Genomic DNA, 26,221 nt, shown 5'->3' with positions numbered 1-26,221 from the left:
AAGGGCAATGAATTTTTTTAGTTTACCATATCTTGCCCTTATACTATGTTATGTTTTTTTATACTTTTATGAAAAAAGTAGTCAACAGTCAAATAATAAAAGTGTAGCTGGATTTTGGGGTGCTTTTATTTTTGTTTTATTTTTTGGATTTAGAGGTTTTATAGGAAGCGATTGGTTTAATTATGAAAATTATTATTCAGAAGCAACTTTAGATGTGTGGACAGCTTTTGACTATGAGATTGGATTTTCATTTTTGGTGAAATTATTCCATGATTTAGGCTTTGAGTATTCGTTTTTTGTGTTTTTTATAACGTTAATACAAGTCGTTTTATGGCATAGGTTCTTAAAAAAAGAATCATATAATATTTCGCTAGCCTATATTGTTCTTATAAGTTGTTTTCCGCTTTTAATTATTGATTTATTACGAAATTTTACAGCTATCCTGATAGCAGTTCAATCGATAGAATACATTAATAAAAATAAAAAAATAAAGGCCTTCCTGATTATCTTATTTTCTATGAGTTTTCATTTGACAGGTATTACCTTTCTCCTTCTTTTTTTCCTAAAGCGAAATTATTTCAATAAAAAAGTATTGGTTATTTTATTAATTTTTGGCATTATAGTTTATTTTCTTCAGATTCGCTTTATAGATAGTATTATGGCTTCCTTAGGAGCAGTACTAGGCGGTAGATTTGAATATTTGGCCGGCACTTTAACCGAATCAGATGTGTCTTATGGAATACGATTTGGAATCCTTGAAAAGATTTTCCTGTTTATATTAGTACTAAGTAATTATAAATATATAGTAAATAATAAAGTAATTTCCCCAATATACTTTAACAGTTTTTTTTGTTACTGTTTTATTCAACTATATTTTAGTACTTCAGATGCCATGATAAATAGATTTGCACTGTTGTTTTTTTGGGCATATTTAATGATATTATGTAATTTAAAAGATTTAATTAAGCATCGAGAGTTGAGAAAAACCGTTGTATTTCCAGTTATATTATTTTGTTTTTTGAAAACTTACATTACTTTTAATAACCCACTATATAGATACACGAGCGTAATTTTTGGTAAGGAATCGTATTATGATCGAGCACTAATTAGAGATGAGTTTTATGAATCAAAAGAATAGATTGAAAGATAATTTAATATCACAGCTTAAGAAAAGAAAATAAATTTACCAGGTGAAAGTATTGCAAATCATTACATCTCTATCTATTGGGGGAGCAGAAAAGTTAATTGTTGATAGTGTCCCTCTTTATCAAGCCAAAGGAATAGAGATGGATGTTCTCTCTATAAACAATAGGAAAACTCCATTTTGGGAAAAGCTAGAGAAGAATAGCAATGGAAAAGTATCAGGACTTACCTCTAAATCTATTTATAACCCTTTTTTAATATTTAAAATTATTCCCTATTTAAAGAAATATGACGTAGTACACTTACACTTATTTCCAACATTATATTGGGTAGTAATTGCAAAATGTATTTCTTTTTCGAAAGTCAAATTAGTCTATACAGAACATAGTACTAACAATAGAAGAAGGGATATGGTGCTATTTAAATTTGTTGACAAGATTATTTATAAGAAACTCCAAAAAATTGTTTGTATAACTCTAGGTGTAAAAAATAACTTGAAGGAACATCTAAAATTTAATAAAAACATGCAGGTTATTAATAATGGTATAGATACCAAAAAATTTAATAATGTGGATAATATTACAGATTTTAAGTTTTTCGAAAAAGAAGATTTTAAGTTAATACAGGTATCTAGTTTTCGTAAACAAAAAGATCAAGCGACTTTAATTCGAAGTTTGAAACTGCTTCCGGAAGTAGTTAAATTGATTTTGGTAGGAGATGGGCCTTTGATTGAGAACAATAAAGTTTTAGCAGAAGAATTAGGGATTAAAGAAAGAGTAGTGTTTTTAGGTAACAGATACGATATTCCAGAATTATTGAAGTATAGCGATGTTGTAATTTTATCTTCAGAATGGGAAGGATTTGGGCTAGCAATTGTAGAGGGAATGGCGTCTGGTAAGCCAGTTATAGCAAGTAATATTGACGGAATCAAAGAAATTGTTAAAGACCATGGTTTGCTATTTGAAAAAGGAAATGAGAAAGAACTCGAAATTTTGGTAAGGAAATTGCTAGAGGACAATGATTTTTATCAAAAAAATGCCAGACAGTGCTTACTAAGATCTAATGATTTTAGTATAAATAAAATGATAGATCAATATATTGAAATATATAAATTAGTACAATGAATAAATTAATATTATTATTAGTTTTATTGTTTTTTGTATCATGCAACTCCCAGCAAAAAAAGGAGTTAGATTTTAAATATAGAAACGTTAAAACAACTCATATTGCTACTATTCCATTAGTTGCAAAAAGCAAAATTAAATATTCAAAGCTAGAGAATTATCTGCCTAAGAATTATGTTCAGGATGGATCTGTAGATTATGGTACTTACTTACAAAAAGGAATTGATGAAAATAGTTTTGTTGAATTTCCTAATTTTCCAATCCTAATAGGAGAAAATGGTTTAACATTAAAAAGCAATTCAATACTACTATTTAAAAGTAAATCAAAATTAATTTTAAAATCAAATTCACTTTCAAATTATCACATTTTAGATCTTAAAAATATAGAAAACGTTCAGATATATAATCCTAAATTAATAGGAGAAAGATATGAACATACAGGTGTGAAGGGAGAATGGGGAATGGGTATTAATATACTTTCATCTAAAAATATTTCAATTTATAACCCAGAAATAAAAAATTGTTGGGGAGATGGTATTTATATTAGTAAAGTTTCTGATATAGAGTCAGAAAACATTATTGTTAAAGGAGGAATTATTGATAACAATCGACGCAATGGAATATCGATTATAAGTGGGAAGAAAATAGATATTTCGAATATAGTGCTTTCAAATACTAATGGAACTCTTCCGATGGCAGGAATTGATATCGAACCAAATACTAATGATGATGTTTTAGAAAGTATAAATTTAAAAAAAATAAAAACGTTCAATAACGCAGATGCTGGCGTCGCAATTATTTTATTGAATATGATTGGAAAAAATCATAAGAACGTTTCGATTAATATTGATTCTCATATTGATTACTTTTCTAAAACGAGTTTTTTAATGGGAGGTAACAGACTTTCATATCCAGAATCCATTAAAGTGCTTGGCGGGTTTATTAATGTTACAAATTCTAATTGGAATGACAGTCAGAATAAATTATTAATGGCCAGTGATTTTAAATATATACCCAAGTATAAATTTTCTAATTTGAAGATAAGTACCAACGGAAAGTTGGATACTAAAGAAACTGAACTGAGAAAAAAGCAATTGCGTGAAAGAGTAATTTCTGTGAATTAAAACATTTGATTTAAAGAAATTAAAAATAATACAAACACAAACACTTTTTAGTGCGTTAAATGTTTGATCGTGTTAAAAATATCCCTAAACTTAGAAATGAACCAAATAATTTCAGGTAAAAGTAAACAGAAGTTAATACGTATTACGACTGTTCCATTATCATTAAAAACTTTATTAAAAGGGCAAAGTAGATTTATGTCTTCTTATTATGAAGTAATCGGAATTTCATCTGCTGGAAAAGAACTGTCAGATGTTAATTTAGATGAAGGAATTCGTGTTTTGTCGGTAGAAATGACTAGAAAAATTTCGCCTGCAAAAGATTTAAAATCCCTTTATAAATTATATAGTATTTTAAAAAAAGAAAAACCTTTTATAGTCCACTCTCATACACCAAAAGCAGGTATTATTTCAATGCTTGCTGCAAAGTTTGCGGGAGTACCCTTTAGACTACATACTGTTGCAGGTTTACCATTAATGGAAGCGACGGGAAATAAAAGAAAGTTATTAAATCTTGTAGAAAAATTAACTTATCGATTTGCTACAAATGTATATCCAAACTCAAAAGGGTTGTATGATTTTATAGTAGAAAATAAATTTGTAGATAAAACAAAATTAAAAGTTTTAGGGAATGGAAGTTCAAATGGAATTAACACCAATTATTTTGATGCAAACTTAATTTCATCAGAACAAAAAACTTTATTAGCAAAACATTTAAATATTATTCCAACGGATTTTGTTTTTATTTTTGTTGGAAGACTTGTTTCTGATAAAGGTATAAATGAACTGGTTAAATCCTTTAATGAACTTAGTAAGGATTATAGTAATGCTAAATTAATTCTGGTTGGTTCTTTTGAAGAAGAATTGGATCCATTGGATGTGAATACTCTTCAGATTATTAACGAAAATTCAAGAATTCTTTCAGTTGGTTTCCAGCCAGATGTTCGTTCTTATTTTGCTATTAGCGATTGTTTAGTTTTTCCTAGCTATCGAGAGGGATTTCCAAATGTTGTAATGCAAGCAGGCGCTATGGGCTTACCATCCATTGTCTCTGATATAAATGGATGTAATGAAATTATTGAAGACGGAATTAATGGAATAATTGTGCCTGTAAAAAATGCCCAATCGATATATGATAGTATGAAAAGAATGATTAGTGATTCAGAATTGAAAAATTCTTTAAAAGAGAAATCTAGAGAAATGATCGTATCTCGCTATGATCAAAAAGTCATTTGGGATGCTATTTTAGATGAATATAAAAAATTAGAAAATTTATGTACAAAGTAGTTTTTAAACCCGCACTTGATTTTTTAGTTGCATTTATTGGTTTTCTAATTCTGAGTCCAGTTTTTTTTATAGTAACAATAGGCTTATGTTTTGCAAATCAAGGAAAACCATTTTTTTTTCAAAACCGTCCAGGGAAAAGTGGTAAGGTTTTTAAAATAATAAAGTTTAGAACCATGAACGAGAAGAAAGATTCTCAAGGAGAATTATTATCAGATGCAGAACGATTAACGAAGATTGGTCAATTTGTTAGAAAAACATCTTTAGACGAGATACCTCAATTGTTAAATGTTCTAAAAGGTGATATGAGTATTATAGGGCCTCGTCCATTACTACCGGAATATTTACCATTGTATAACGAATTTCAAAAACAACGACATGACGTCAAACCAGGTATTACAGGTTGGGCACAAGTAAATGGGAGAAATGCAATTTCATGGCAGGATAAATTTACATTTGATGTTTGGTATGTTGAAAATGTATCATTTTTGTTAGATTTAAAAATTATTCTGAAAACTTTTAAAAAAGTAATTGTAAGTGAAGGAATTAATGCAGCAAATGTTGCGACTATAGATCGTTTTAATGGAGAGTGTTAAATATTTATATGGAGCAAGCGGTCATTGCAAAGTAATTATTGAGATATTAAAAAGCATAAACAATAAAGTTGGAGCAATTTTGGATGACTATCCAAAAGATAATTTTCTTATGGATATTCCTGTAATTGAATTTTCTAAAACAGAAATCTTACCAGGAGATAATATTATTATTTCTATAGGAAATAATGGGACTAGAAAAAAAATTGCTTCAAACATTAATGCTGACTTTGCTGTTGCATTTCACAATAAAGCAATCATATCTGAAAGTGCAAAAATTGACAAAGGTTCTGTTGTTATGGCAGGAGTCGTTATAAATGCTTCTGTAAATATAGGTAAGCATTGTATCATTAATACGGGGTCAATAATTGACCATGATTGCAACATAGCAGACTATTGCCATATTTCTCCCAATGTTTCTCTGGCAGGAAACGTTATAATAGGAGAAGGAACACATGTTGGTATTGGTACTTGCGTTATACAAGGTGTTAAAATTGGAAAATGGGCAACGATAGGAGCTGGATCGGTAATAATCGATGATATTCCGGATTTTGCTGTTGTTGTTGGTAATCCAGGCAAAATAATAAAATATAATCATAAAAATGAATAATTCAAAAATATGGCTGTCATCTCCACATATGGGAGGGACAGAAGAAAAATATGTTCAAGAAGCTTTTGATACAAATTGGATAGCTCCATTAGGGCCAAATGTGAACGGTTTCGAAAAAGATTTAGAAACATATTTGGGATCAAATGTTCAAGTAGGCGCACTAAGTTCAGGAACAGCTGCTATTCATTTAGGGCTAATTCTATTAGGCATTAAAGCTGGTGATGAAGTTATTTGCCAAAGTATGACTTTTTCAGCATCTGCAAATCCAATTATGTATTTAGGGGCAACTCCTGTTTTTGTTGATAGCGAAAGTGATACATGGAATTTATGTCCAATCTCATTAGAAAATGCTATTATTGACAGAATCTCGAAAGGAAAAAAACCAAAAGCAATCATTGCAGTTCATCTTTATGGAATGCCTTATAAAGTTGATGATATTAATAATATCGCTGCAAAGTATAATATTCCTGTTCTTGAAGATAGTGCAGAAGCATTAGGGAGTTATTTTAAAAATAAGAAGTGTGGAACTTTTGGCGAAATAGGAGTTCTTTCTTTTAATGGAAATAAAATTATTACAACGTCTGGAGGTGGAGCAATTGTAACAAAAAAATCAGAGGTAAAAGAAAAAGCAGTTTTTCTTTCTACTCAGGCTAGAGATAATGCACCTCATTATCAACACAGCGAAATTGGATATAATTACAGAATGAGTAATATCTGCGCAGGGATTGGTCGTGGACAAATGGAAATTTTAGACAATCATATACAACTTCGTAGAAAGATGAATAATTTTTATGCTAATTACTTTAATAATATTGAAGGAGTTGAGGTTCTTACAGAACCAAATGATGATTATTTTTCAAATCATTGGTTGTCTGCCATTACAATAGATTCAGCAAAAACTAATGGAAAGACAAGAGAAGATTTAAGAATTGCATTTGAAGCTGCTAATATTGAAAGCAGGCCTCTTTGGAAGCCAATGCATTTGCAGCCTGTTTTTGAACAGTATCCATATTATGGTAAAAAAGTGTCTGAAAAATTATTTGAAAATGGGTTATGTCTGCCTTCTGGATCAAATTTAAGTGATGAAGATAGAAAAAGAATACAGGCAGTTTTAGACGATTTTTTTAATGTGAAATTCTAATTAAATGAAAATTGAAAAAACATTTATTGAAGGTTTACTGATCGTAGAACCTATTATATTAGGAGATGAAAGAGGTTATTTTTTTGAATCATACAGCAAAACTAAATTTCAAGACTTAGGTGTTGAAATTGATTTTATTCAGGATAATCAATCTTTTTCACGATATGGAACCTTGAGAGGTTTACATTATCAAAATCCACCGTTTGCTCAAACAAAACTAGTTCGTGTTTTACAAGGCGAAATAGTAGATATTGTAGTTGATTTGAGAAAAGGTTCGCTAACTTACGGCAAAACATTCAGTGTTTTATTATCAGCCGAAAATAAAAAGCAGCTATTAATACCAAAAGGTTTTGCACATGGTTTTTCAGTGATAAGTGAAACCGCTTCTGTAATGTATAAATGTGATCAGATTTACAATAAAGCTTCTGAAGGAGGTATTAAATTTGATGATCCGTCATTAAATATTGACTGGGTGATAGATTTAAATAAAGCCATTATTTCAGAGAAAGATCAAACTCTACCTTTCATTCAGGAATGCAATAGTTTATTTTAATGAAGAAGATACTTGTAACTGGTTCGAATGGTCAATTGGGTTCTGAATTGTATGTTTTGTCGTTACAATATTTACAGTATAATTGGGTTTTTGCAGATCGAAGCAAAGTTACACTTGATGATGTTAACGTGCTGAAAGTGCAACTAAATGAAATTAAACCTGATATTATCCTGAATTGCGCAGCATACACATTAGTAGACAAAGCAGAGACAGAAAAAGAAATAGCTTTTACAATTAATCATTTAGCAGTTGAATCAATCGCTAAATATGCTGAGGGTAATAATGTGAAATTACTACATATTTCGACAGATTATGTGTTTGACGGATCTTCATCAAGTCCTTTAAATGAAGAAGCTGTAACAAATCCTATTAATATCTATGGTGAAAGTAAAAGAGCCGGAGAAGTAGCTTGTCTTAAAGAAAATCCAAACTCAATTGTAATTAGAACTTCTTGGGTTTATAGCAAATTTGGCAATAATTTTGTTAAAACAATGCAGAGATTAATGCAAGAAAAAAATCAAATTAATGTTGTTAATGATCAAGTAGGATCTCCTACTTATGCCGCTGATTTAGCGCAGGTAATTATTGATATTGTTGAATCTGAAAAATGGATACCAGGAATTTACAATTATTCAAATGAAGGTGAAATAACATGGTATGAATTTGCGTTGGCGATAAAAGAGTTTGGAAAGTACAATTGTAAAGTTTATGGGATACCGTCATCATCTTATCCAACTCCTGCAAAACGACCAATATTTTCGTTGTTAAGTAAATTAAAGATAAAAAAAACTTATAACGTTGATATTCCTAATTATAAAGATAGTTTAGAAAAAATGTTCATATAGATTAATTTAAGATTTGTTGTTGCATTTAAGCAATAAATTTTTAAAATCTAAAAACTCAAAGATATTATGAAAGGAATAATTTTAGCTGGAGGTTCCGGGACACGTTTACATCCCTTAACACTCGCAGTCAGTAAGCAAATGATGCCTGTTTATGACAAACCAATGATTTATTACCCATTGTCTACATTGATGATGGTAGGAATTAATGAAATATTAATTATTTCTACACCACATGATCTGCCAAATTTTAAAAAATTATTAGGTGATGGTTCTAATTTAGGATGTAAATTTAGTTATGCAGAACAAGTAATTCCAAATGGTTTAGCACAAGCCTTTGTTATTGGAGAAGATTTTATTGGAACCGATGAGGTAGCATTAATTTTAGGGGATAATATATTCTTTGGAGCTACAATGCAGGAATTATTGAGATCTAACACTAAACCTAATGGGGGAGTTGTTTTTGCATATCATGTTTCAGATCCTGAACGTTACGGTGTTGTTGAATTTGATGGAAATTTAAATGCAATTAGTATTGAAGAAAAGCCAGAAAAGCCAAAATCAAATTTTGCCGTTCCTGGATTGTATTTTTATGATAATACAGTAGTTGAAATTGCTAAAAATATAAAGCCAAGTCCAAGAGGAGAATATGAAATAACAGATGTGAATAAAATCTATTTAGAAAAAGGGAATTTAAAAGTTGGCGTCTTAGGAAGAGGAACAGCTTGGCTTGATACCGGAACTTTTAACAGTTTAATGCAAGCGGGGCATTTTGTTCAGGTTCTTGAGGAAAGACAAGGTTTAAAAGTTGGATGCATTGAAGAAGTGGCATGGAGACAAGGCTTTATTAATGATGAACAATTGAAGAGTTTAGCTTTGTCATTAGTTAAATCCGGTTATGGAGAATATTTGAATGAACTTTTAAAACAAAAGAAAAATGGGGTTAAAATTTAATTTCAAAAAAATTAATAAATTTATAATCCTTTAATTCGTATTTTTGTAAAACAGACAAAGTCTGTTAAAAAATTTAATTAAATCAAAAATTGGATACAGATAAACCAACTAAAATAGCATCCTTTTTGTACAATTCTTTTTCTCCAAGGAATTTGAGAGCAAACATTAATAATCTTAGTTATTTACCAAGGTGGATTATTGTTGCTATAGATGTAATGGTGCTTATTTTCTCATTTACATTTACCTATATGCTGTTTGAAGGTACAGCCCTAGGATATATTATTATTTCTCATGATTTTTATTTTGTTACAAGTTTAATAATTGTTAATGTTTTCTTCTTTTGGCTTTTTAGGACTTATTCAGGTATTATAAGACATTCATCTTATATTGATGCGATAAAACTTTTGTTTTCTCAAATGTCAGTTTTAGTGTTTTTTTTGTTTGTCAATCTAGTTTATGAACTATATGAGGGTGAAAAAGCATTTTTAAATACGGCATTATTTATAAATTTAGTGTTGTCTTTCTGCGGTTTGTTCTTATATCGTGTAATTGTAAAGCAAACTTTCGAATTATATTTTTCAGAAAAAACAAATTCAAAACTAATAAGAACTGTAATTTATGGAACTGATGCAAACGCCATTTCTGTTGCAAATGCATTAAAGTTTGAAACTCCGTCTCGATTTAAAATTGTTGGTTTTGTAGATAAAAATAATCAAAATGCATCGAAGAGGATGCTGGATCTTCCTATTTTGATTTTAAGAAAAAAACTTCCGGCTTTAATGCGTTCTGTTGCTGCAGAAGGAGTTATTATTGCTGATAAAAGTTTGTCAAAAGATGAACAGTTAATCATTGTTGATCAATGTCTTGAATTCAACTATAGAGTTTATACAGTTCCTTTAATTTCAGATTGGGAAAATCAAAAAGAAATTTCTCAAAAAGTAAAAAATATTCAGATTGAAGATTTATTAGAAAGAAAACCTATAGTTTTAGACAGTAAGTCGATTTCTAAACAATTGAAAGATAAAACTATCCTTATTACTGGAGCTGCCGGGTCAATTGGTAGTGAGATAGTAAGACAGGTTCTGGGATTTAATCCAAAGACAGTTATTATTTTAGATCACGCAGAAACTCCTTTACATAATCTTTGCTTAGAAACATTAAGCATGGATACGACTGCAAAAATTGTGGCAGTTATCACAGATGTAAAAAGTAAAAAAGCATTAGAGAAAGTATTTAAAAATTATAATCCGCATGTTGTTTTTCACGCTGCTGCTTATAAGCATGTTCCGTTGATGGAAGAAAATCCATCACAAGCTATTTTGACTAATATCAAAGGAACCAAAAATTTAGCTGATTTAGCATGTAAATATCATGTCAAAAAATTCGTGATGGTTTCGACCGATAAAGCTGTGAATCCGAGCAATGTTATGGGAGCCAGCAAGCGAATAGCAGAGAAATATGTTCAGTCTTTATATTTGAAAAATCAAAAAGAGAATATACCTGGAGTTACAAAGTTTATTACTACACGTTTTGGTAATGTTTTAGGATCTAACGGTTCTGTTGTTCCTTTGTTTACTAAACAAATTGCAGAAGGAGGTCCAGTAACAATTACGCATCAGGATATTATTCGATATTTTATGACTATTCCAGAGGCTTGTCAATTAGTTTTAGAAGCTGGTGCAATGGGTAATGGTGGGGAGATCTATATTTTTGATATGGGTAAACCGGTAAGAATTATCGATTTAGCTAAAAAAATGATTAAACTTGCTGGATTTATACCAGACAAGGAAATCAAAATAAAAATAGTTGGATTGCGACCTGGTGAAAAATTATATGAAGAATTATTAAATGATACTTCTAAAACGTTACCAACCTATCATAATAAAATTATGATTGCTCAGGAAATACAGGATGAATATGAAAACCTGCATACAGATATAGATGAATTAATTGGAATTGCAGATTTTTATGATAACGAAGATATAGTTGCAAAAATGAAAAAAATTGTTCCTGAATTTAAAAGTATGAATTCTGCTTTTGAAGTTCTTGATAAATAATTCAGACAAATTCGATAGATATATTAAAAAGGTGTTTTTTTAAAACGCCTTTTTCCTTTTTAATTAAATAATAAAAGGCTAAAAATCTTGTTAAATTAAGAGTTGAAGAACTCTTATATGTATTATTAAAAATTGATTATATAGAATATAAATGAATAATAATCCTAATGATTGGTTGTTCGAAATAACGCCAAAAAACAAGTTCTTTTCTCTAAACTTTAAAGAGGTATGGCAATACAGAGATTTACTTTTTCTTTTTGTTAAAAGAGATGTAATTACTGTATATAAGCAAACGGTATTAGGTCCACTTTGGTACTTGATTCAGCCACTATTCACTTCAATAACCTTTACAATAATATTTAATAATGTAGCAGGCATTAACACAGGTTCGATTCCTCCATTCTTATTTAATTTAGCAGGGATAACTGTTTGGAATTATTTTACTGCTTGTTTAAATGGAACCTCTGATACATTTAAGGCTAATGCAAGTATATTTGGAAAAGTTTATTTTCCGAGAATAATAACACCTCTTTCAGTTGTAATTTCGAATTTGATTAAGTTGGGGATTCAACTCGTAATTTTTATTGTATTCTATATTTTTTATTATTTCACAGGCTCTACTTTAACTTTAAATAGTTCATTGTTTCTTTTTCCATTATTGATTGTAATTATGGGGGTTTTAGGACTAGGACTAGGTATGCTTATTTCTTCAATGGTAACAAAATACCGTGATTTTAGTTATTTAGTAGCATTTGGAATCCAATTACTGATGTACTTATCAGCAGTAATGTACCCAATGGAACTTGTTAAAGCAAAATTGCCTAATTATGGATGGATTGTAGAATATAATCCACTAGCTTATATTATCGAGTCGACACGCTATATGCTTCTAGATGTTGGAGAAATTTCAGTATTAGGATTAAGTTATACATTAACTATTACTGTTGTTATTTTTTTTCTTGGTCTTTTAATTTTTAACAAGACAGAAAAAAGCTTTATCGATACAGTTTAGATTTATATTTTCAAGCATATATATAATTTACATTATAATTTGGAAAAAGATATTATTTTAAGAGCCGAAAATATTTCTAAACAATATCGTTTAGGAGAAGTAGGAACAGGTACATTAACGCACGATTTAAATAGATGGTGGCATCAAATTCGTGGTAAAGAAAATCCATATCTGAAAATTGGTGATACAAATGACCGCACTACAAAAGGAAACTCAGAATATGTTTGGGCTTTACAAGATATTAATTTCGAAGTAAAACGTGGTGAGGTTTTAGGAATCATTGGTAAAAATGGAGCAGGAAAATCAACTTTATTAAAAATACTTTCCAAAGTAACTGCCCCAACAACCGGAAGTATAAAATCTCGAGGTAGAATTGCCTCATTACTAGAAGTAGGAACCGGTTTTAATGGTGAAATGACTGGTCGTGAAAATATCTTTTTAAACGGCGCAATCCTTGGAATGACAAAAAAAGAAATCGCTTCTAAACTTGATGCTATAATAGAGTTTTCAGGATGTGAAAGATATATAGATACTCCAGTAAAAAGATATAGTAGCGGAATGACTGTACGCCTTGCATTTGCAGTTGCTGCATTTCTTGAGCCAGAAATTTTAGTTATTGATGAGGTTTTAGCTGTTGGTGATGCCGAGTTTCAAAAAAAGGCAATTGGTAAAATGCAGGACATTTCTAAAGGAGAAGGACGAACGGTTTTATTTGTTAGTCATAATATGGCTGCAGTAAAGAGTTTGTGTACAAGAGGAATTATTTTGGAACATGGAAAAGTAGCTTTTGAAGGGGAGATAGAAAATGCTGTAAGTTATTATCTTGGAGGAAATGCTGAAACAATGAATTCGAGAACATTTGGTAATGAATATGATTTTCCGGTTTTTAAATTAATCGAAATTTCTTTAAAAAACTATGGAAGAAATTCTGATGATGTATTGCGTGAAAATGAATTAATTATTCTTAATACTAAGCTAAATATAAAAATAAACGACCCTGAAAGATATCATATAACTTATCATTTAAATAATGAAATGGGAGAAGCTATGTTTTCATTTTCTAATGCAGGATCATTTTCTTTAAAGAATGGTATAAATGATATAACTTGTAATTTTCCAATATCTTTTTTTCAATCGGGACAGTACTTTTTATCTCTTTTTATTGTTGAAGATTCAAAACAACCAATTTTTATTGAGAGTGATGTTGTCGCTTTCACAGTAGTAGATGCTGGTAGAGAATTAGGAACTTATATGGGTAGAGAACCGGGATATATAAGACCACAGTTTGAATGGAAAATACAATAATATTTAAATAGAAATACGACAATGTCAAAAAGTATAAAAGTCAGCGTATGCATGATAACTTACGGTCACGAAAAATTTATTGAAGAAGCAATAAATGGTGTCTTAATGCAAGAAGTTGACTTTCAGGTTGAATTAATTATTTCTAATGATGCCTCACCTGATAGAACACATGAGATTGTAAATTCAATTATAGAAAACCATCCTCGAGGCAATTGGATAAACTATATAAAACATGAGTCAAATATTGGCATGATGTTAAACTCTCAGTTTGTATTACAAGCCAGTAAGGGGGAGTTTATTGCAATTTGTGAAGGAGATGATTATTGGACTGATCCTTTGAAATTAAAAAAACAAATCGATTTTTTAGAAGCAAATACAGATTATGTAATGTGTTTTCATCGTTGTCAATTTCTTACACTTGAAAACGGCAGCAATAAATTTGTTGATCAAGAACTTAAAATGATTGATTATGAATATAATCTATATGGATTATTGTATCATTGGAATATTCCAACGGCATCAATTGTTTTCAGGAATGTTTTTTTTGAAGAGAATAATGTTTTTCCTCAAGAATTTTTAAATGTTAAAAGTGGAGATATTGCGCTCGCATCTTATCTATTTCAATTTGGCAAATTTTTTCTTTTTAAAGAAGTAATGAGTGTTTATAGAGTTTTTGGGTTGGGAGTTTCCATAACACACAAAGATTTTAGAATGATACACTATAGAGCAGATTTATATCATAGAATAAATGAATATTACAATTTTAAATATGAAAGAGAAATATATCAGGCATTGCATGATATAATGAATAGGTATGCTCCAGTGTTATGTGTTGAGAAAAATGCAGTAAGGAATTATTCTACAAGAAAATTGATATATATAATAGTGAGAAGATTGAAAAAGAAAATAACTAAAAAATGAATCCTCTTATTTCTGTTATCTTACCCAATTATAATCATGCAAATTTTCTTGAAAAAAGATTAGAAAGCATATTTAATCAAACATATAGTAACTTTGAAGTAATTCTTTTAGATGATTGCAGTACAGATAACAGCAAAGAAATTCTTCTAAAGTATTCAAAAAATGAATATGTAAGTCATTGTGTTTTTAATGAAATAAATTCAGGAAATACTTTTATACAATGGAAAAAGGGGATAGCACTTGCAAAAGGTGAATTTATATGGATTGCAGAATCTGATGATTTCTGTGATCCAAATTTTTTAGAATCGGTCAGTAAACCGTTATTGTTGAATAATCAGATTACTTTGTCATATTGTCAATCTAACAGAGTAGATGTACATGATGAAATTATTGGAAATTGGAAAACATATACTGATGATTTAGATACGGAACAGTTTACCCAAAATTTTGTTATGGATGGTAATTTATTTATCGAAAAATATTTGATAAATAAAAATGTAATTCCAAATGCTAGTGCTGTTCTATTTCGAAAAGAAAACTTAGAAATTTCAGATCAGTTAATTAATACACCCGCACTTAAATATTGTGGAGATTGGGTAATATATTTTCAAGCAATTATCAAACAAAAAATTTCATTTATAGCAGAATCGATTAATAATTTTAGGTATCATCATAATAGTGTCATAGCACTTGTTTCAAAATCTGAAAAAAAAGCATCACTTATCGATATAGATCTTCAAATGCGAGAAGTAATAGCTAACTATTTACAACTAAATACTTTGGCTAACAAAGAACAAATTATTAAGCAAAATCAAAAGATAAGTAAGTTACTTAAGTATGATAAAGCTTTGCTTTTGTTCAATAATAAAAAAAAGTGGAAAGCAATTTTAATTTTACTTGGAATCTTTGACTTATTTATAAAAAAATATCCCTTTCGTAAACGGTTTAAGAATATTATTAATTTTTTCTAAAATGATTTCTTTAATTATCTGCAGCCGTACAAAAGTTCTTTCTGAAGAATTTACCCAAAACATAAGTGATACAATTGGAAATCAATATGAATTAATATTGATAGACAATTCAGAATCTAGTTATTCTATTTTTGAAGCTTATAACTTAGGAATTCAAAAGAGTAAAGGAGATTTATTATGCTTTATTCATGATGACATTTTATTTCATACTAAAGAATGGGGGAAAATATTAGAATCTGAGTTTAAAGAAAACCCTAATTTTGCTCTTATCGGAATTGCCGGCGCCAAAGTTAAAACGCAATACCCAACAGGATGGTGGGATTGTGAAAACAAGTATAAAGTAGTCAATATCATTCAACATGAAAAAGGTAAAGTTGAAAAACAATTCTTTGGATTTACAAATGATAATTTGCAAGAAGTTTTAGTAATTGATGGAGTTTTCATGGCTTTAAAACGTGATAATAATTTTCTATTTGATACTGACTTGACAGGTTTTCATAATTATGATCTTAGCTTATCTTGTAATGTTAAAACAAAAGGAAAAAAAATTGGAGTAACAAAGAAAATTTTAATAGAACATTTTTCTATAGGTACATTAAATAAAGATTGGTTTTTCTCGATAATGTCATTTCATAACAAATATCAAAAGAGTTTAAGAAATAATAATTCCACTTCAGAGCAGGAAATATTTGCTGGAAAGAAATATATAGATCATTGTATATATATATTAGGCAAAAAGAAAGGTTTAATCTATCTCCTATCGGTTTTTAAATTTAGCATCTCAATAAAAGTAAATTTTATGTTAGGAAAGGATATTCTTAGTAGATTAATTTAAATTAAAAAATGAAAATAAGCTTAGTTATTGTTACTTTCAACGGTATGAAATGGATCGAAGGTTGTATAGATTCTATTCTGGAAAGTACCATATTGCCAGAAATTATAGTTGTTGATAATTGTAGTACAGATAATACAAAAGATTTTTTGAAAAGTAATTATTCTCAAAAAATCAAACTCATTGAATCTAAAGAAAATTTAGGATTTGGGCGGGCTAATAATTTAGGTATTTCGCTAGCACTTGAGTTAAATAGTGATTTCATTTTTTTATTAAATCAAGATACAGTTATAGAAAAAGATACTGTTGAAAAACTATTAGAAGTTTCAAGTAGAAATTTAAACTTTGGGATAATAAGTCCAATACATTCAGATGGGAATGGTGATTTATTAGATATGAGTTTTTTATATTATATAAATCGTCAAGGAAAAGATTTGATTTCTGATTCTATTTTAAATAAAGAAATGAAAGAGATTTATGAGGTCGAAATGATAAACGCCGCTGCGTGGTTTATGCCTAAAAAAACTTTTGAAATTGTAGGAGGATTTGATCCAATGTTCTTTCTGTATGGCGAAGATGATAATTTTTGCCAGCGGGTATTATATCATAATTTAAAAATAGGCATTACGCCTAAAACAATTATTAAGCACGATAGTGATAATAATTATACAGTTAATTTTTCTAAAGGATCTAAAAAATATTATAATAAATTCTTGAACAGAATTAGAATACAATATGGGAATGTAAATTCTGAAGATCATACAAGAATTAGTAAAATTAGAAGGTATTTTTTTAAAGAAGCAATAGTTAGTTTATTAAAATTAAATTTTAGTGAATATCAAATTAACAAAACTAAATATAAACTAATAGACAGAAAAAGTATTAAGTTAAGCGTTTTAAAAAACAGAGAAACGGGGAAGAAATATTTAGCTTAAAAGTATGGAATCAAATTTTAATTTTCTAGTATCTGTAGTTATACCTTGTTATAATGATTATAAATATATTCATGAAGCAATAAATTCAATTAATAACCAAACACATAAAAATGTTGAGATTATTATTGTAGATGATGGTTCAGATACCATTACACAAAACGTTCTGAAAGAGATAAAACAGGAAAACATAACAATTGTATATCAAGAGAATTCAGGACCTAGTGCAGCCAGAAACACAGGAATAAAGAATGCTAAAGGAGATTATATTTTAACTTTAGATGCCGACGATTATTTTGATGCTGATTTCATTTCAAAAGCGTTAAATGTTCTTAGCATTTATAATAAAGTAGGTTTAGTAAGTTGTTGGATAAAGGTTTTTACTGAAAAAGGTATTATAGAAAAATTTAAACCAGAAGGCGGAGATTTGAAAATATTAATTTTAGGAAATGGAGCTTCAGCAGGAAGTGTTCTTTTTAGAAAACAATGCTGGGCAGATGCAAAAGGTTACGATGAAAACATGAGGAAGGGTTATGAAGATTGGGAATTTAATATCTCGGTAGTAAAAGCTGGATGGGAAATTGTAATATTGGAGGAATATTTATTTAACTATAGAAAAAAGATACAATCAAGAAATTCTCAGGCTGATAAATTGCATAAATATGAATTATGGAAATATATATATACAAAACATAAAGATTTATGGAATACATATCATGAATTAATGATCGATAATCTTTTTTCGCAAATGGAAGTTTTAGAATTAAGTTCGCATAATCTTCGAAAAACAATCGACTATAAATTAGGGAAAATAATCTTAATGCCCTTGAGGTTTATTAAAAATCTTTTATTCTAATTTCAACATTAAATAGAAAAAGTGAAAAATACCAAATTAGTTTCAATTGTTATACCTTGTTATAATGACAAAGATTATATTCAAGAAAGTGTCAATTCAGCTTTAAATCAATCTTACGAAAATATTGAAGTTATTATTGTGGATGATGGTTCAAATGAAGCTACAAAAAAAGTTTTGGCTACTATCAATAACCATAAAAAAGTAAAATTAATTACTCAAGAAAATAAAGGGTTAAGCGCAGCTCGAAATACAGGAATTGTAAACGCAAATGGAGAGTATATTGCAGCTTTAGATGCAGATGATATTTTTGAAAATACTTTTATCGAAAAAGCATCATCGATTTTAAATCAGCAATCAATGGTTGGTGTTGTAGGCTGTTTTTCAAACTATTTTGTAGAGAAGGGTAAAGTAATCCATAAAACCTGTCCGGAAGGAGGCAATATCGAAAATTTTTTATTTTGTAACAATACGATGGCTAGTTCCCTATTTAGAAAACAATGCTGGCTTGATGCTAACGGCTTTGATGAAAATATGAAAAAAGGATACGAGGATTGGGAATTTTGGATCTCTGTTACGAAACAAAGCTGGCAAGTACACATAATAAAGGAATTTCTTTTTAATTATAGAAAAAAAGAAACCTCAATGCTTCAAACCACAAATCTTTTATACGAAGAAGAAAATTATCAGTATGTATTAAATAAACATAAAGATTTGTATATAAAAGATTTTGATAAAACAATAGCATTTTTGCAAAAAAGAACATTAAGATATAAAACTAATGAAATTAAAAGATTAGAATCTATCGATTATAGAATTGGAAATATAATTTTAAGGCCTTTACGACTTCTAAAAAAAGTAATTTTAAGATGAAAAAAACTATTTATAAATTGTTTACGAAATTAGGTTACAGAATTGAAAACAAAAAAAAAGACCAAAAAAGAAGACTTTTATTTTTGTCCAAATTTAATATTGAAAAAGGTTTACAATTAGCGGTAAAAGGATTTCCTTTTATTCAAAGTTTAAACGGACTTTACGATGATTTAAAACTCATAGATTATAAAGATGGAATATTATTAGAGTTCGAAAACTTAAAGATTTATGTGGAAACTTTTGAAGAAATATTGATTGTTAATGAAATATTTGTGAAAATGGATTATAACTTTTTTTTCAATGAAAAAATAGTCTTAATTGATATTGGAACTAATATCGGGATAGCATCTTTGTTCTTCTCAAGAATTAATAATATTGAGAAAATTTATGCATTTGAGCCGGTTGAGGATACTTATAAACAAGCTTTGTTAAACTTTACTTTAAATAAAGATATATTAAAAGTAAGCGATTTTAAAAATTATGGTTTAGGTAAAAATGAAAGAAAAGAAGTTTTTCTTTTTAATAAAAATGTAAAAGGTAATACGGGAGTAAGAGGAAAAATGAGTTCAAGTTTTGACTCTTCACAAGTTGTAGAGAAAGAGGTTTTAATTAAAAATGCTTCATCTGAAATCGAGAGAATAAAGAAAGAAAACCCATTTAGTAAAATTGTAGTGAAAATGGATTGTGAAGGGGCTGAATATGAAATTTTTGAGGATTTAGAGCAATCGAATTGTATTCAAAATATTGATTGTTTTCTTTTAGAATGGCATGATAAAGGAAGTAAGCCTATAAATAAAGTTTTAGAAGAAAATGGATTTGGTTATTTCTCTCAAAACTTATCTCATAATACAGGAATGATATACGCCTATAAAAACAAAATATGAATCCACCATTAATTTCGATAATTATACCGGTTTATAATCGTGAATCATTAATAAAGGAAACTTTAGATAGCATTTTAGTTCAAACATATAAAAATTGGGAATGTATTATTGTCGACGATGGGTCGGATGATAATACAGAAAATATTATTAGCGAATATATAAAAAGAGATAATCGTTTTCAATTTTATAAAAGGCCTGAGACTATGATTAAGGGAGCTAACTCCTGTAGAAATTATGGTTTTAGTCTTAGTAATGGAGAATGGGTAAAATGGCTCGATAGTGATGATTTGATGTATATCGACAGCATGGACATTGAATCAAAATTGATGAAAGGCTATTCAAATGTTATACTATCACCGCTTGTTCTTTATGATTTTGATCAAAAAAAAGAAATTAAAAAAAGTAATATTTTTTCGGCAGATTTAATTCATGACTATTTTATTGCTAAAGTTGCACTTTATGTATCAGGGCCTTTATGGGAGAGAAAATTTTTAAATAAACAAGAGTATCTCTTTGATGAAAATATATCAAATGTAGACGACTGGGATTTTAATATGAGAATGTTGTATAAAAAACCAATCATTCGTTATAATGAAAAGCCAACAATTCTTTATCGTTTACATAACGATTCATTATCGCAAGAAATAAAAAAAGGAAATAAAAAAGAAATAATTTCGGTTTTAAATGCTTTAGAAAAACATTTAAAGCTGATCAGGATAAATAAAATTACACCTTATAAACCACTACTTGGTTATGCTGTAAAGTATTATAAAACAGAAATTTATAACTCATTAAGATCTAACAAAGATTATTCTTTTTACATATACTCTCGGTTAGCTAAAATTCATTTTTTGAATTTTTACAATTTTAGAGAGTTGATTAAAGTTAGTTTAGGTTTTCTGGTTTATAAAGTTTGTAACAAAGGTTATGTGTTTTTTAAGTAAAAATAAATATGTTAACATTTAATAGTTTAGGCAGAAAAGGAAATTTAGGAAATCAATTGTTTCAAATTGCGTCTACTGTAGGTTTGGCAATAAAACATAATAAACCATTTTCATTTCCCGAGTGGGGATATTCGGATTATTTTGATTACGAATTACCAAAACAAGATAAAAGTAAAAAGCTAATTCAGATTGTTGAAAAGAATTATGAGTTTCATAACTGGGAAATAGGTAATGAAGATTATGATATAAACGGCGCTTTACAGTCAGAAAAATATTTTGATATTGAGACAACTAAAAAAATATTCAAATTCAAAGATGTTTTTGTACAAGAATTGCTTACTAAATATGACTATTTGTTTAAAAATAGACCCATTTTTATATCAGTAAGACGAGGTGATTTTGTTTGCCACCCACATTATTACCAATTGCCATATTGGTATTATATTTTAGCATTAAAAAATAATTTTGCTGATTGGGAGAAACGAGATTTGATTTTTATGAGTGATAATATTGAATACTGTAAGCGTCATTTTAAGTTTTTGAAAAACGCCTGTTTTTTAGAAAATCTTACTGCTGTAGAACAATTAATTTTAGGTTCACAAGGTCAAGATTTTATAATTAGTAACTCAACATTTTCATGGTGGGTAGCATGGTTGGGAGAGAAAAAAAATAGTAAAATTATTAGACCAGTAAAAAATTTCAGAGGCTCATTTGCTAAACTAAATAATGATAAAGATTTTTTTCCGGATAGATGGCTTTCATTTGACTACAAAAAGCATTGTTTGAAACCTAAAAACTATATATTGTTTTTTAAAGAGATCAATTTTCAGTCAAATGATGTTTTTTGCCGAGGAGTTGCAGTGATAACGAATATAATTAATAGAGTAAAAAAACGAATTTTTAGATGAAAATTATTTTTATTTCCATGCATTCTATTCACGCTGTGCGATGGATCGATAATTTAAAAGAGTCTGAGCATGATTTTTACTGGTATGATATTTTGGGAAGTGGAAAGTTAGAAACATTAGAAACGGTAAAACAATTTTTAGAAACAAGAAAAAGAAAATTCCCATATTTAAAAGGTGAATATAGCTTCTCAAAAAAAATGCCCGGATTATATAGCTTAATCCGTCCTTTTCTAGAAACTACTGAACATGAAGCTCTCGAAAGAATTATAAAAGAAATTGATCCAGATGTTATTCATAGTTTTGAAATGCAGTCTTGTTCATATCCTATAATAAAAGCAATGAATAAATTTCCAAAAATAAAATGGATTTATTCTTGTTGGGGTAATGATTTGTTCTATTTTCAGAATTTTGCAAATCATAAAAGCAAAATCAAAAATGTTTTAAAACGAGTAGATTATTTGCATACTGATTGTTTTAGAGATTATGAAATTGCCAAAGAATTAGGGTTTAGTGGCAAGCATATTGGAGTAATTCCTGGCGGGACTGGTTATAAAATAAAAGAATTTGAAATTTATAAGCTGCCAATTGAAGATAGAAAAGTAATTTTAGTTAAAGGCTATCAAAATTTATTTGGCAGAGGAATAAATGTAATTAAAGCTCTTGAAAAATTAAAAACAAAAATTGACCAATATGAGATAATTGTTTTTGGAGCACATAATGTTGTTGAAAAGTATGTTGTTGAAAATAATCTGGAATATAAGACATATGGCCGACATGATTTATCGCATCAGCAAATAATGGAATTAATGGGTAAATCGATATTATATATTGGAAATAACATTTCAGATGGTATGGCAAATACATTGTTGGAAGCAATTGTTATGGGAGCATTTCCCATTCAATCGAATCCGGGAAATGTTTCGGCTGAGATTATAAATCATGGAATAAATGGATTTCTAATCGAAGATCCTGAGAATATTGATTCAATTGCTGAATTAATCACTCAGGCAATTGAAGATAAAGAAATGTTGATTGAGGCAAACAAATTGAATACCAAAATTGCGCTTGAAAAATTAGATTACTATACTAATCAACAAAAGGTAATAGCATTATATAAAAACCTTGAAATAAATTATTAAATGCGAATAGGTTTTAATCCTGAAAAAGATAAAGTAAAAAAAACTGAGGATTTTTTCCATCAGGTTATTATTCCGGTTTATATTCCAAATCTCGAAGGATATTTTACGGATAGTTTCCAAATCTTAAAATACAGCCTTGAGTCGCTTATAAAAACAAGTCATAATAAAACATATATATCTATTGTAAATAATGGCAGTTGTAAAATAGTTGTTGATTATTTACAAAATATGTTTGATGAAAATAAAATTCAAGAGATTATCCATTTAACAAATATTGGATATATCAATGCAATTTTAAAAGGAATCGTAGGACATAAGTTTGATTTAGTCACAGCGGCTGATGCAGATGTATTATTTTTGAATAATTGGCAAGAGGAAACGTATAAGATTTTTAAAGCATTTCCCAAAGCTGGAGCTGTCTGCCCAACCCCTTCGTCAAAATCATTTAATGATAAGACGTTTAATATACTTTTTGAGAATTTTTTTTCAAAAAAAATGCAGTTTTCAAAAGTTAAAAACCCCGAAGCATTAGAAGCATTTGCGGTTAGTATTAATAATCCAAATTTTTATAAAGGCATACATCTAAAAAAATACCTAACAATTTCCAGTAATTCTTTAAAGGCAGTTGTTGGAGCAGGGCATTTTGTTGTAACTTATAGAGGAGATATTTTACGAGAAATTAAAGAAAAACATACCAAATATGTAATGGGGGGAGATAGTGATGATATTCTTGACAAACCCGTTATAGATCAGGGATTTTGGCGTTTGGCTACCGAAGATAACTATACATATCATATGGGAAATGTTAAAGAACCGTGGATGGAAGAAGTTTTTCAATCTTTAACAATTTCAGATAAAAATTCAGAATTTCTATTTGACTTTCAATCTTACAAAAGTTATAAAACTCTTTTATGGATTAAAAATGTTTTATTCAGGAAAATAATATCGAGAAAACCTGTAAGAAAATGGTTTTTAAAATATAAAGGGCTTAGTAAAGAAGAGGCAAGTATTTATTAATTAAGAGTTATTTAGTGAAAAACATGATCAAAACAATTCTAATTTCTCAAGTACCATTACCTTATTCTAAAATTGGAAGCTGGACTACATTATATAAAAATTATCTAGAGAGCGATCATAAAATAGATTATATTGTATGTCCAAAAACTCAAATTACGTTTGCAGGAATTAATTATAGTTTTGCTAATGTGACTTTCTTTCAGAAAGTTCGACATAAGTTTTTCAGGAAAAAGAATCTTCAATATTTTCAGGCTTTAAATAAAATAATCCTTCCAAATCAAAAATATATAATTCAAGTTGTTGATAATTACGGAATGATTAAACCGCTTCACGATTATCTTACTTCAATAGGAGTTATAAAGAATTGTTATATTCAGTTTTTTTACCATGGATTCTCTCCCTACATGCAGTTGAATTCGGGGTCAAATTTTTATGAATTGATTGATGAGCTAATCGTATTAACACATGATAGTTACAAGCAGTTTAAAAAATCAATCAATGTTTTGCCTTGCCATTTTTCGATTCTCCATAACGGTATCAATACTCGAAAATTTAAAACAATATCGGTCTCTGATAAAGAAAATTTAAAAAGAAAACTTGGATTTGAAGATAAAAAAGTTTTTATCTGGTGCTCCCAGGACAGACCTAAAAAAGGATTGCACATTGTTTTAGAAGCATGGAAAAAAGTATATGAAACGCAAAAAAATATTGTATTTCTGGTTATCGGATCAGAAAGAGAACAAAACATCTCTGGCGTTAAATTTCTAGGCAGGATTTCAAATGAGGATCTTCCACAATATTATCAAGCATCTGATTGTTATCTTTTTCCAACTCTTTGTCAGGAAGGTTTCGGTTTAAGTTTAATCGAAGCATTACATTGTGGTAATTATTGCATTGCATCTGCAATGGGTGGAGTGCCAGAAGTTTTGCAACATGGAAAATTAGGTAAACTAATCGAAAATCCACATTTTGTTATGGAGTGGGTAGAAGCAATAAATAGTTTTTTAAACGACAAGCCCGAAATCTCAAAGATACAAGAGGAACTATATTCAATAGAATCATGGAGAAATGGAATGAATATAATAATTGAGGAAGCAAAATCAAGATTAGAAAAAAATATATAAAAGAATGAGAATAGAGCAGCTAACTTTTACCAGATTTCTGGCAGCAATTTCAATTGTGATTTTTCATTTTGGAAAAAAGAGCTTTCTGTTTAATAATGATATTGTCAAGCCTATATTTTTTAACGCAGATGTTTGTGTTAGTTACTTCTTTTTATTGTCAGGATTTGTTATGATGATTGCTTATGTAAACAAATCAGACTTTTCATCAAAAGACTACTTTAGAAATAGGTTTGCGAGAATCTATCCGATATATTTTTTAGCGATATTGATTGTTCTGTTTCTACAAATAAAAACAAAAAGCTTTGATTCATTAGGTTTTTTCTTGAACGTGTTTATGATTCAGAGTTGGATTCCGGGACAAGCATTGTCTTATAATCCACCTGGCTGGTCGTTATCAGTTGAGCTCTTGTTCTATGCAGTTTTTCCTATTGTTTTAAATACATTTCTTAAAAATGATAATATTAAAAAAATTGCAAAATCTATTATTATCTTTTGGGTTTTTAGTCAAATTTTATTTCAAATACTTTTTTCATTATATGGAACAAATGAATTAAGTAACCTGAAAGATATATTAATGTATAATCCATTAATGCATCTTAATGAATTTTTGATCGGAAATTTAGCCGGATATCTTTTGATAAAAAACTGGCAGCATAAAACTGGTAACTATGATTTTATAATTCTATTAATTATTAGCATAATATTTTTAGCTTTAAAATTCCCATTAAATTTAAATTTTCATAATGGTTTGCTGGCAACGTTTTTTATACCATTAATAATTTTAATTTCTTTAAATAATGGGTTGATAACAAAAATGTTTAAGAAAAAGGTATTCGTTTTTTTAGGAGAAATTAGTTTTGGAATTTATATATTACAATTTCCTGTTTATTCCTTAATAAGTGCTTATAGTGTTAATAAACATTTACATATAAGTGATTCTACAGTAGTTTTTTTTCTAAGACTATTTATTTTAATAATCCTTTCTTCATTAGCTTATATCTATGTTGAAAAACCACTTCAGGATAAAATAAGAGCAAAAAAGAAAATGACTGCTATGATTGAAAATCCAGCTTAATAAAATAAA

Annotated in this window: 26 protein-coding genes; all 26 read left to right on the top strand. The window is 28.7% G+C overall.

What is annotated here, in order from left to right; genetic code table 11:
- Window positions 1-7: 7 nt before the first annotated feature.
- The 26 genes from NLJ00_RS01960 (at window position 8) to NLJ00_RS01835 (ending at window position 26,212) form a co-directional block, all read left to right on the top strand.
- Window positions 8-1,138, top strand: coding sequence for an EpsG family protein (locus NLJ00_RS01960; RefSeq protein WP_180860964.1), 1,131 nt, complete (start codon window positions 8-10; stop codon window positions 1,136-1,138).
- Between the two features lie 52 nt (window positions 1,139-1,190).
- Window positions 1,191-2,267, top strand: a complete 1,077-nt coding sequence (locus NLJ00_RS01955) for a glycosyltransferase (protein ID WP_180860961.1) — start codon at window positions 1,191-1,193, stop codon at window positions 2,265-2,267.
- Complete coding sequence (locus NLJ00_RS01950) at window positions 2,264-3,391, top strand: right-handed parallel beta-helix repeat-containing protein (RefSeq protein WP_180860958.1); 1,128 nt, start codon at window positions 2,264-2,266, stop codon at window positions 3,389-3,391. The genes NLJ00_RS01955 and NLJ00_RS01950 overlap by 4 nt, the downstream gene beginning before the upstream one ends.
- Before the next feature lie 96 nt (window positions 3,392-3,487).
- The gene (locus NLJ00_RS01945; RefSeq protein WP_256636071.1) at window positions 3,488-4,675 is read left to right on the top strand and encodes a glycosyltransferase family 4 protein; all 1,188 of its coding nucleotides are present in this window, start codon (window positions 3,488-3,490) and stop codon (window positions 4,673-4,675) included.
- On the top strand, window positions 4,663-5,268 hold the full coding sequence (locus NLJ00_RS01940; RefSeq protein WP_180860955.1) for a sugar transferase: 606 nt from the start codon (window positions 4,663-4,665) through the stop codon (window positions 5,266-5,268). Before NLJ00_RS01945 ends, NLJ00_RS01940 begins: the two co-directional genes overlap by 13 nt.
- On the top strand, window positions 5,255-5,875 hold the full coding sequence (locus NLJ00_RS01935) for an acetyltransferase (RefSeq protein WP_180860952.1): 621 nt from the start codon (window positions 5,255-5,257) through the stop codon (window positions 5,873-5,875). Before NLJ00_RS01940 ends, NLJ00_RS01935 begins: the two co-directional genes overlap by 14 nt.
- Window positions 5,868-7,016: a DegT/DnrJ/EryC1/StrS family aminotransferase gene (locus tag NLJ00_RS01930; RefSeq protein ID WP_256636070.1), complete on the top strand. Its 1,149-nt coding sequence runs from the start codon at window positions 5,868-5,870 to the stop codon at window positions 7,014-7,016. Before NLJ00_RS01935 ends, NLJ00_RS01930 begins: the two co-directional genes overlap by 8 nt.
- Window positions 7,017-7,020: 4 nt before the next feature.
- The gene (gene rfbC, locus NLJ00_RS01925; RefSeq protein WP_256636069.1) at window positions 7,021-7,569 is read left to right on the top strand and encodes a dTDP-4-dehydrorhamnose 3,5-epimerase; all 549 of its coding nucleotides are present in this window, start codon (window positions 7,021-7,023) and stop codon (window positions 7,567-7,569) included.
- A complete protein-coding gene (gene rfbD / locus NLJ00_RS01920) occupies window positions 7,569-8,414 on the top strand; it encodes a dTDP-4-dehydrorhamnose reductase (protein ID WP_256636068.1) in 846 nt (281 codons plus the stop codon). Before rfbC ends, rfbD begins: the two co-directional genes overlap by 1 nt.
- 66 nt (window positions 8,415-8,480) lie before the next feature.
- Window positions 8,481-9,365, top strand: a complete 885-nt coding sequence (rfbA, locus tag NLJ00_RS01915) for a glucose-1-phosphate thymidylyltransferase RfbA (protein ID WP_256636067.1) — start codon at window positions 8,481-8,483, stop codon at window positions 9,363-9,365.
- Window positions 9,366-9,454: 89 nt separating this feature from the next.
- Window positions 9,455-11,422: a polysaccharide biosynthesis protein gene (locus tag NLJ00_RS01910; RefSeq protein ID WP_180860942.1), complete on the top strand. Its 1,968-nt coding sequence runs from the start codon at window positions 9,455-9,457 to the stop codon at window positions 11,420-11,422.
- 151 nt (window positions 11,423-11,573) lie between these two features.
- Window positions 11,574-12,434 carry an ABC transporter permease gene (locus tag NLJ00_RS01905; protein WP_256636066.1) on the top strand — a complete coding sequence of 287 codons (861 nt, stop codon included), beginning with the start codon at window positions 11,574-11,576 and terminating at the stop codon, window positions 12,432-12,434.
- Between the two features lie 39 nt (window positions 12,435-12,473).
- Entirely contained in the window at window positions 12,474-13,739 is a 1,266-nt protein-coding gene (locus NLJ00_RS01900; protein WP_180860938.1) for an ABC transporter ATP-binding protein, read from the top strand.
- Between the two features lie 21 nt (window positions 13,740-13,760).
- Window positions 13,761-14,660 carry a glycosyltransferase family 2 protein gene (locus tag NLJ00_RS01895; RefSeq protein WP_180860922.1) on the top strand — a complete coding sequence of 300 codons (900 nt, stop codon included), beginning with the start codon at window positions 13,761-13,763 and terminating at the stop codon, window positions 14,658-14,660.
- On the top strand, window positions 14,657-15,631 hold the full coding sequence (locus NLJ00_RS01890) for a glycosyltransferase family 2 protein (protein ID WP_180860919.1): 975 nt from the start codon (window positions 14,657-14,659) through the stop codon (window positions 15,629-15,631). The genes NLJ00_RS01895 and NLJ00_RS01890 overlap by 4 nt, the downstream gene beginning before the upstream one ends.
- Before the next feature lies 1 nt (window position 15,632).
- The gene (locus NLJ00_RS01885) at window positions 15,633-16,466 is read left to right on the top strand and encodes a glycosyltransferase (RefSeq protein WP_180860916.1); all 834 of its coding nucleotides are present in this window, start codon (window positions 15,633-15,635) and stop codon (window positions 16,464-16,466) included.
- Window positions 16,467-16,474: 8 nt separating this feature from the next.
- Entirely contained in the window at window positions 16,475-17,398 is a 924-nt protein-coding gene (locus NLJ00_RS01880) for a glycosyltransferase family 2 protein (RefSeq protein WP_180860913.1), read from the top strand.
- Window positions 17,399-17,402: 4 nt separating this feature from the next.
- A complete protein-coding gene (locus NLJ00_RS01875) occupies window positions 17,403-18,251 on the top strand; it encodes a glycosyltransferase family 2 protein (protein WP_256636065.1) in 849 nt (282 codons plus the stop codon).
- Between the two features lie 21 nt (window positions 18,252-18,272).
- Window positions 18,273-19,121, top strand: coding sequence for a glycosyltransferase family 2 protein (locus NLJ00_RS01870; protein ID WP_180860907.1), 849 nt, complete (start codon window positions 18,273-18,275; stop codon window positions 19,119-19,121).
- Entirely contained in the window at window positions 19,118-20,005 is an 888-nt protein-coding gene (locus NLJ00_RS01865; protein ID WP_180860904.1) for an FkbM family methyltransferase, read from the top strand. Before NLJ00_RS01870 ends, NLJ00_RS01865 begins: the two co-directional genes overlap by 4 nt.
- A complete protein-coding gene (locus NLJ00_RS01860; protein ID WP_180860901.1) occupies window positions 20,002-20,949 on the top strand; it encodes a glycosyltransferase family 2 protein in 948 nt (315 codons plus the stop codon). Before NLJ00_RS01865 ends, NLJ00_RS01860 begins: the two co-directional genes overlap by 4 nt.
- 8 nt (window positions 20,950-20,957) lie before the next feature.
- Window positions 20,958-21,857: an alpha-1,2-fucosyltransferase gene (locus tag NLJ00_RS01855; protein WP_256636064.1), complete on the top strand. Its 900-nt coding sequence runs from the start codon at window positions 20,958-20,960 to the stop codon at window positions 21,855-21,857.
- Complete coding sequence (locus NLJ00_RS01850) at window positions 21,854-22,996, top strand: glycosyltransferase (protein ID WP_256636063.1); 1,143 nt, start codon at window positions 21,854-21,856, stop codon at window positions 22,994-22,996. Before NLJ00_RS01855 ends, NLJ00_RS01850 begins: the two co-directional genes overlap by 4 nt.
- Window positions 22,997-24,013: a glycosyltransferase family A protein gene (locus tag NLJ00_RS01845; protein WP_256636062.1), complete on the top strand. Its 1,017-nt coding sequence runs from the start codon at window positions 22,997-22,999 to the stop codon at window positions 24,011-24,013. It abuts the gene before it with no gap.
- A gap of 23 nt (window positions 24,014-24,036) precedes the next feature.
- Window positions 24,037-25,137 (top strand): glycosyltransferase family 4 protein, encoded by a 1,101-nt coding sequence (locus NLJ00_RS01840; protein ID WP_256636061.1) that lies wholly within the window; start codon window positions 24,037-24,039, stop codon window positions 25,135-25,137.
- Between the two features lie 4 nt (window positions 25,138-25,141).
- A complete protein-coding gene (locus tag NLJ00_RS01835; protein WP_256636060.1) occupies window positions 25,142-26,212 on the top strand; it encodes an acyltransferase family protein in 1,071 nt (356 codons plus the stop codon).
- Window positions 26,213-26,221 lie beyond the last annotated feature (9 nt).

Origin of the sequence: Flavobacterium panici (assembly GCF_024499525.1) — a bacterium.
Lineage (GTDB): Bacteria > Bacteroidota > Bacteroidia > Flavobacteriales > Flavobacteriaceae > Flavobacterium > Flavobacterium panici.
This window is presented reverse-complemented; position numbering and strand designations above follow the sequence as displayed.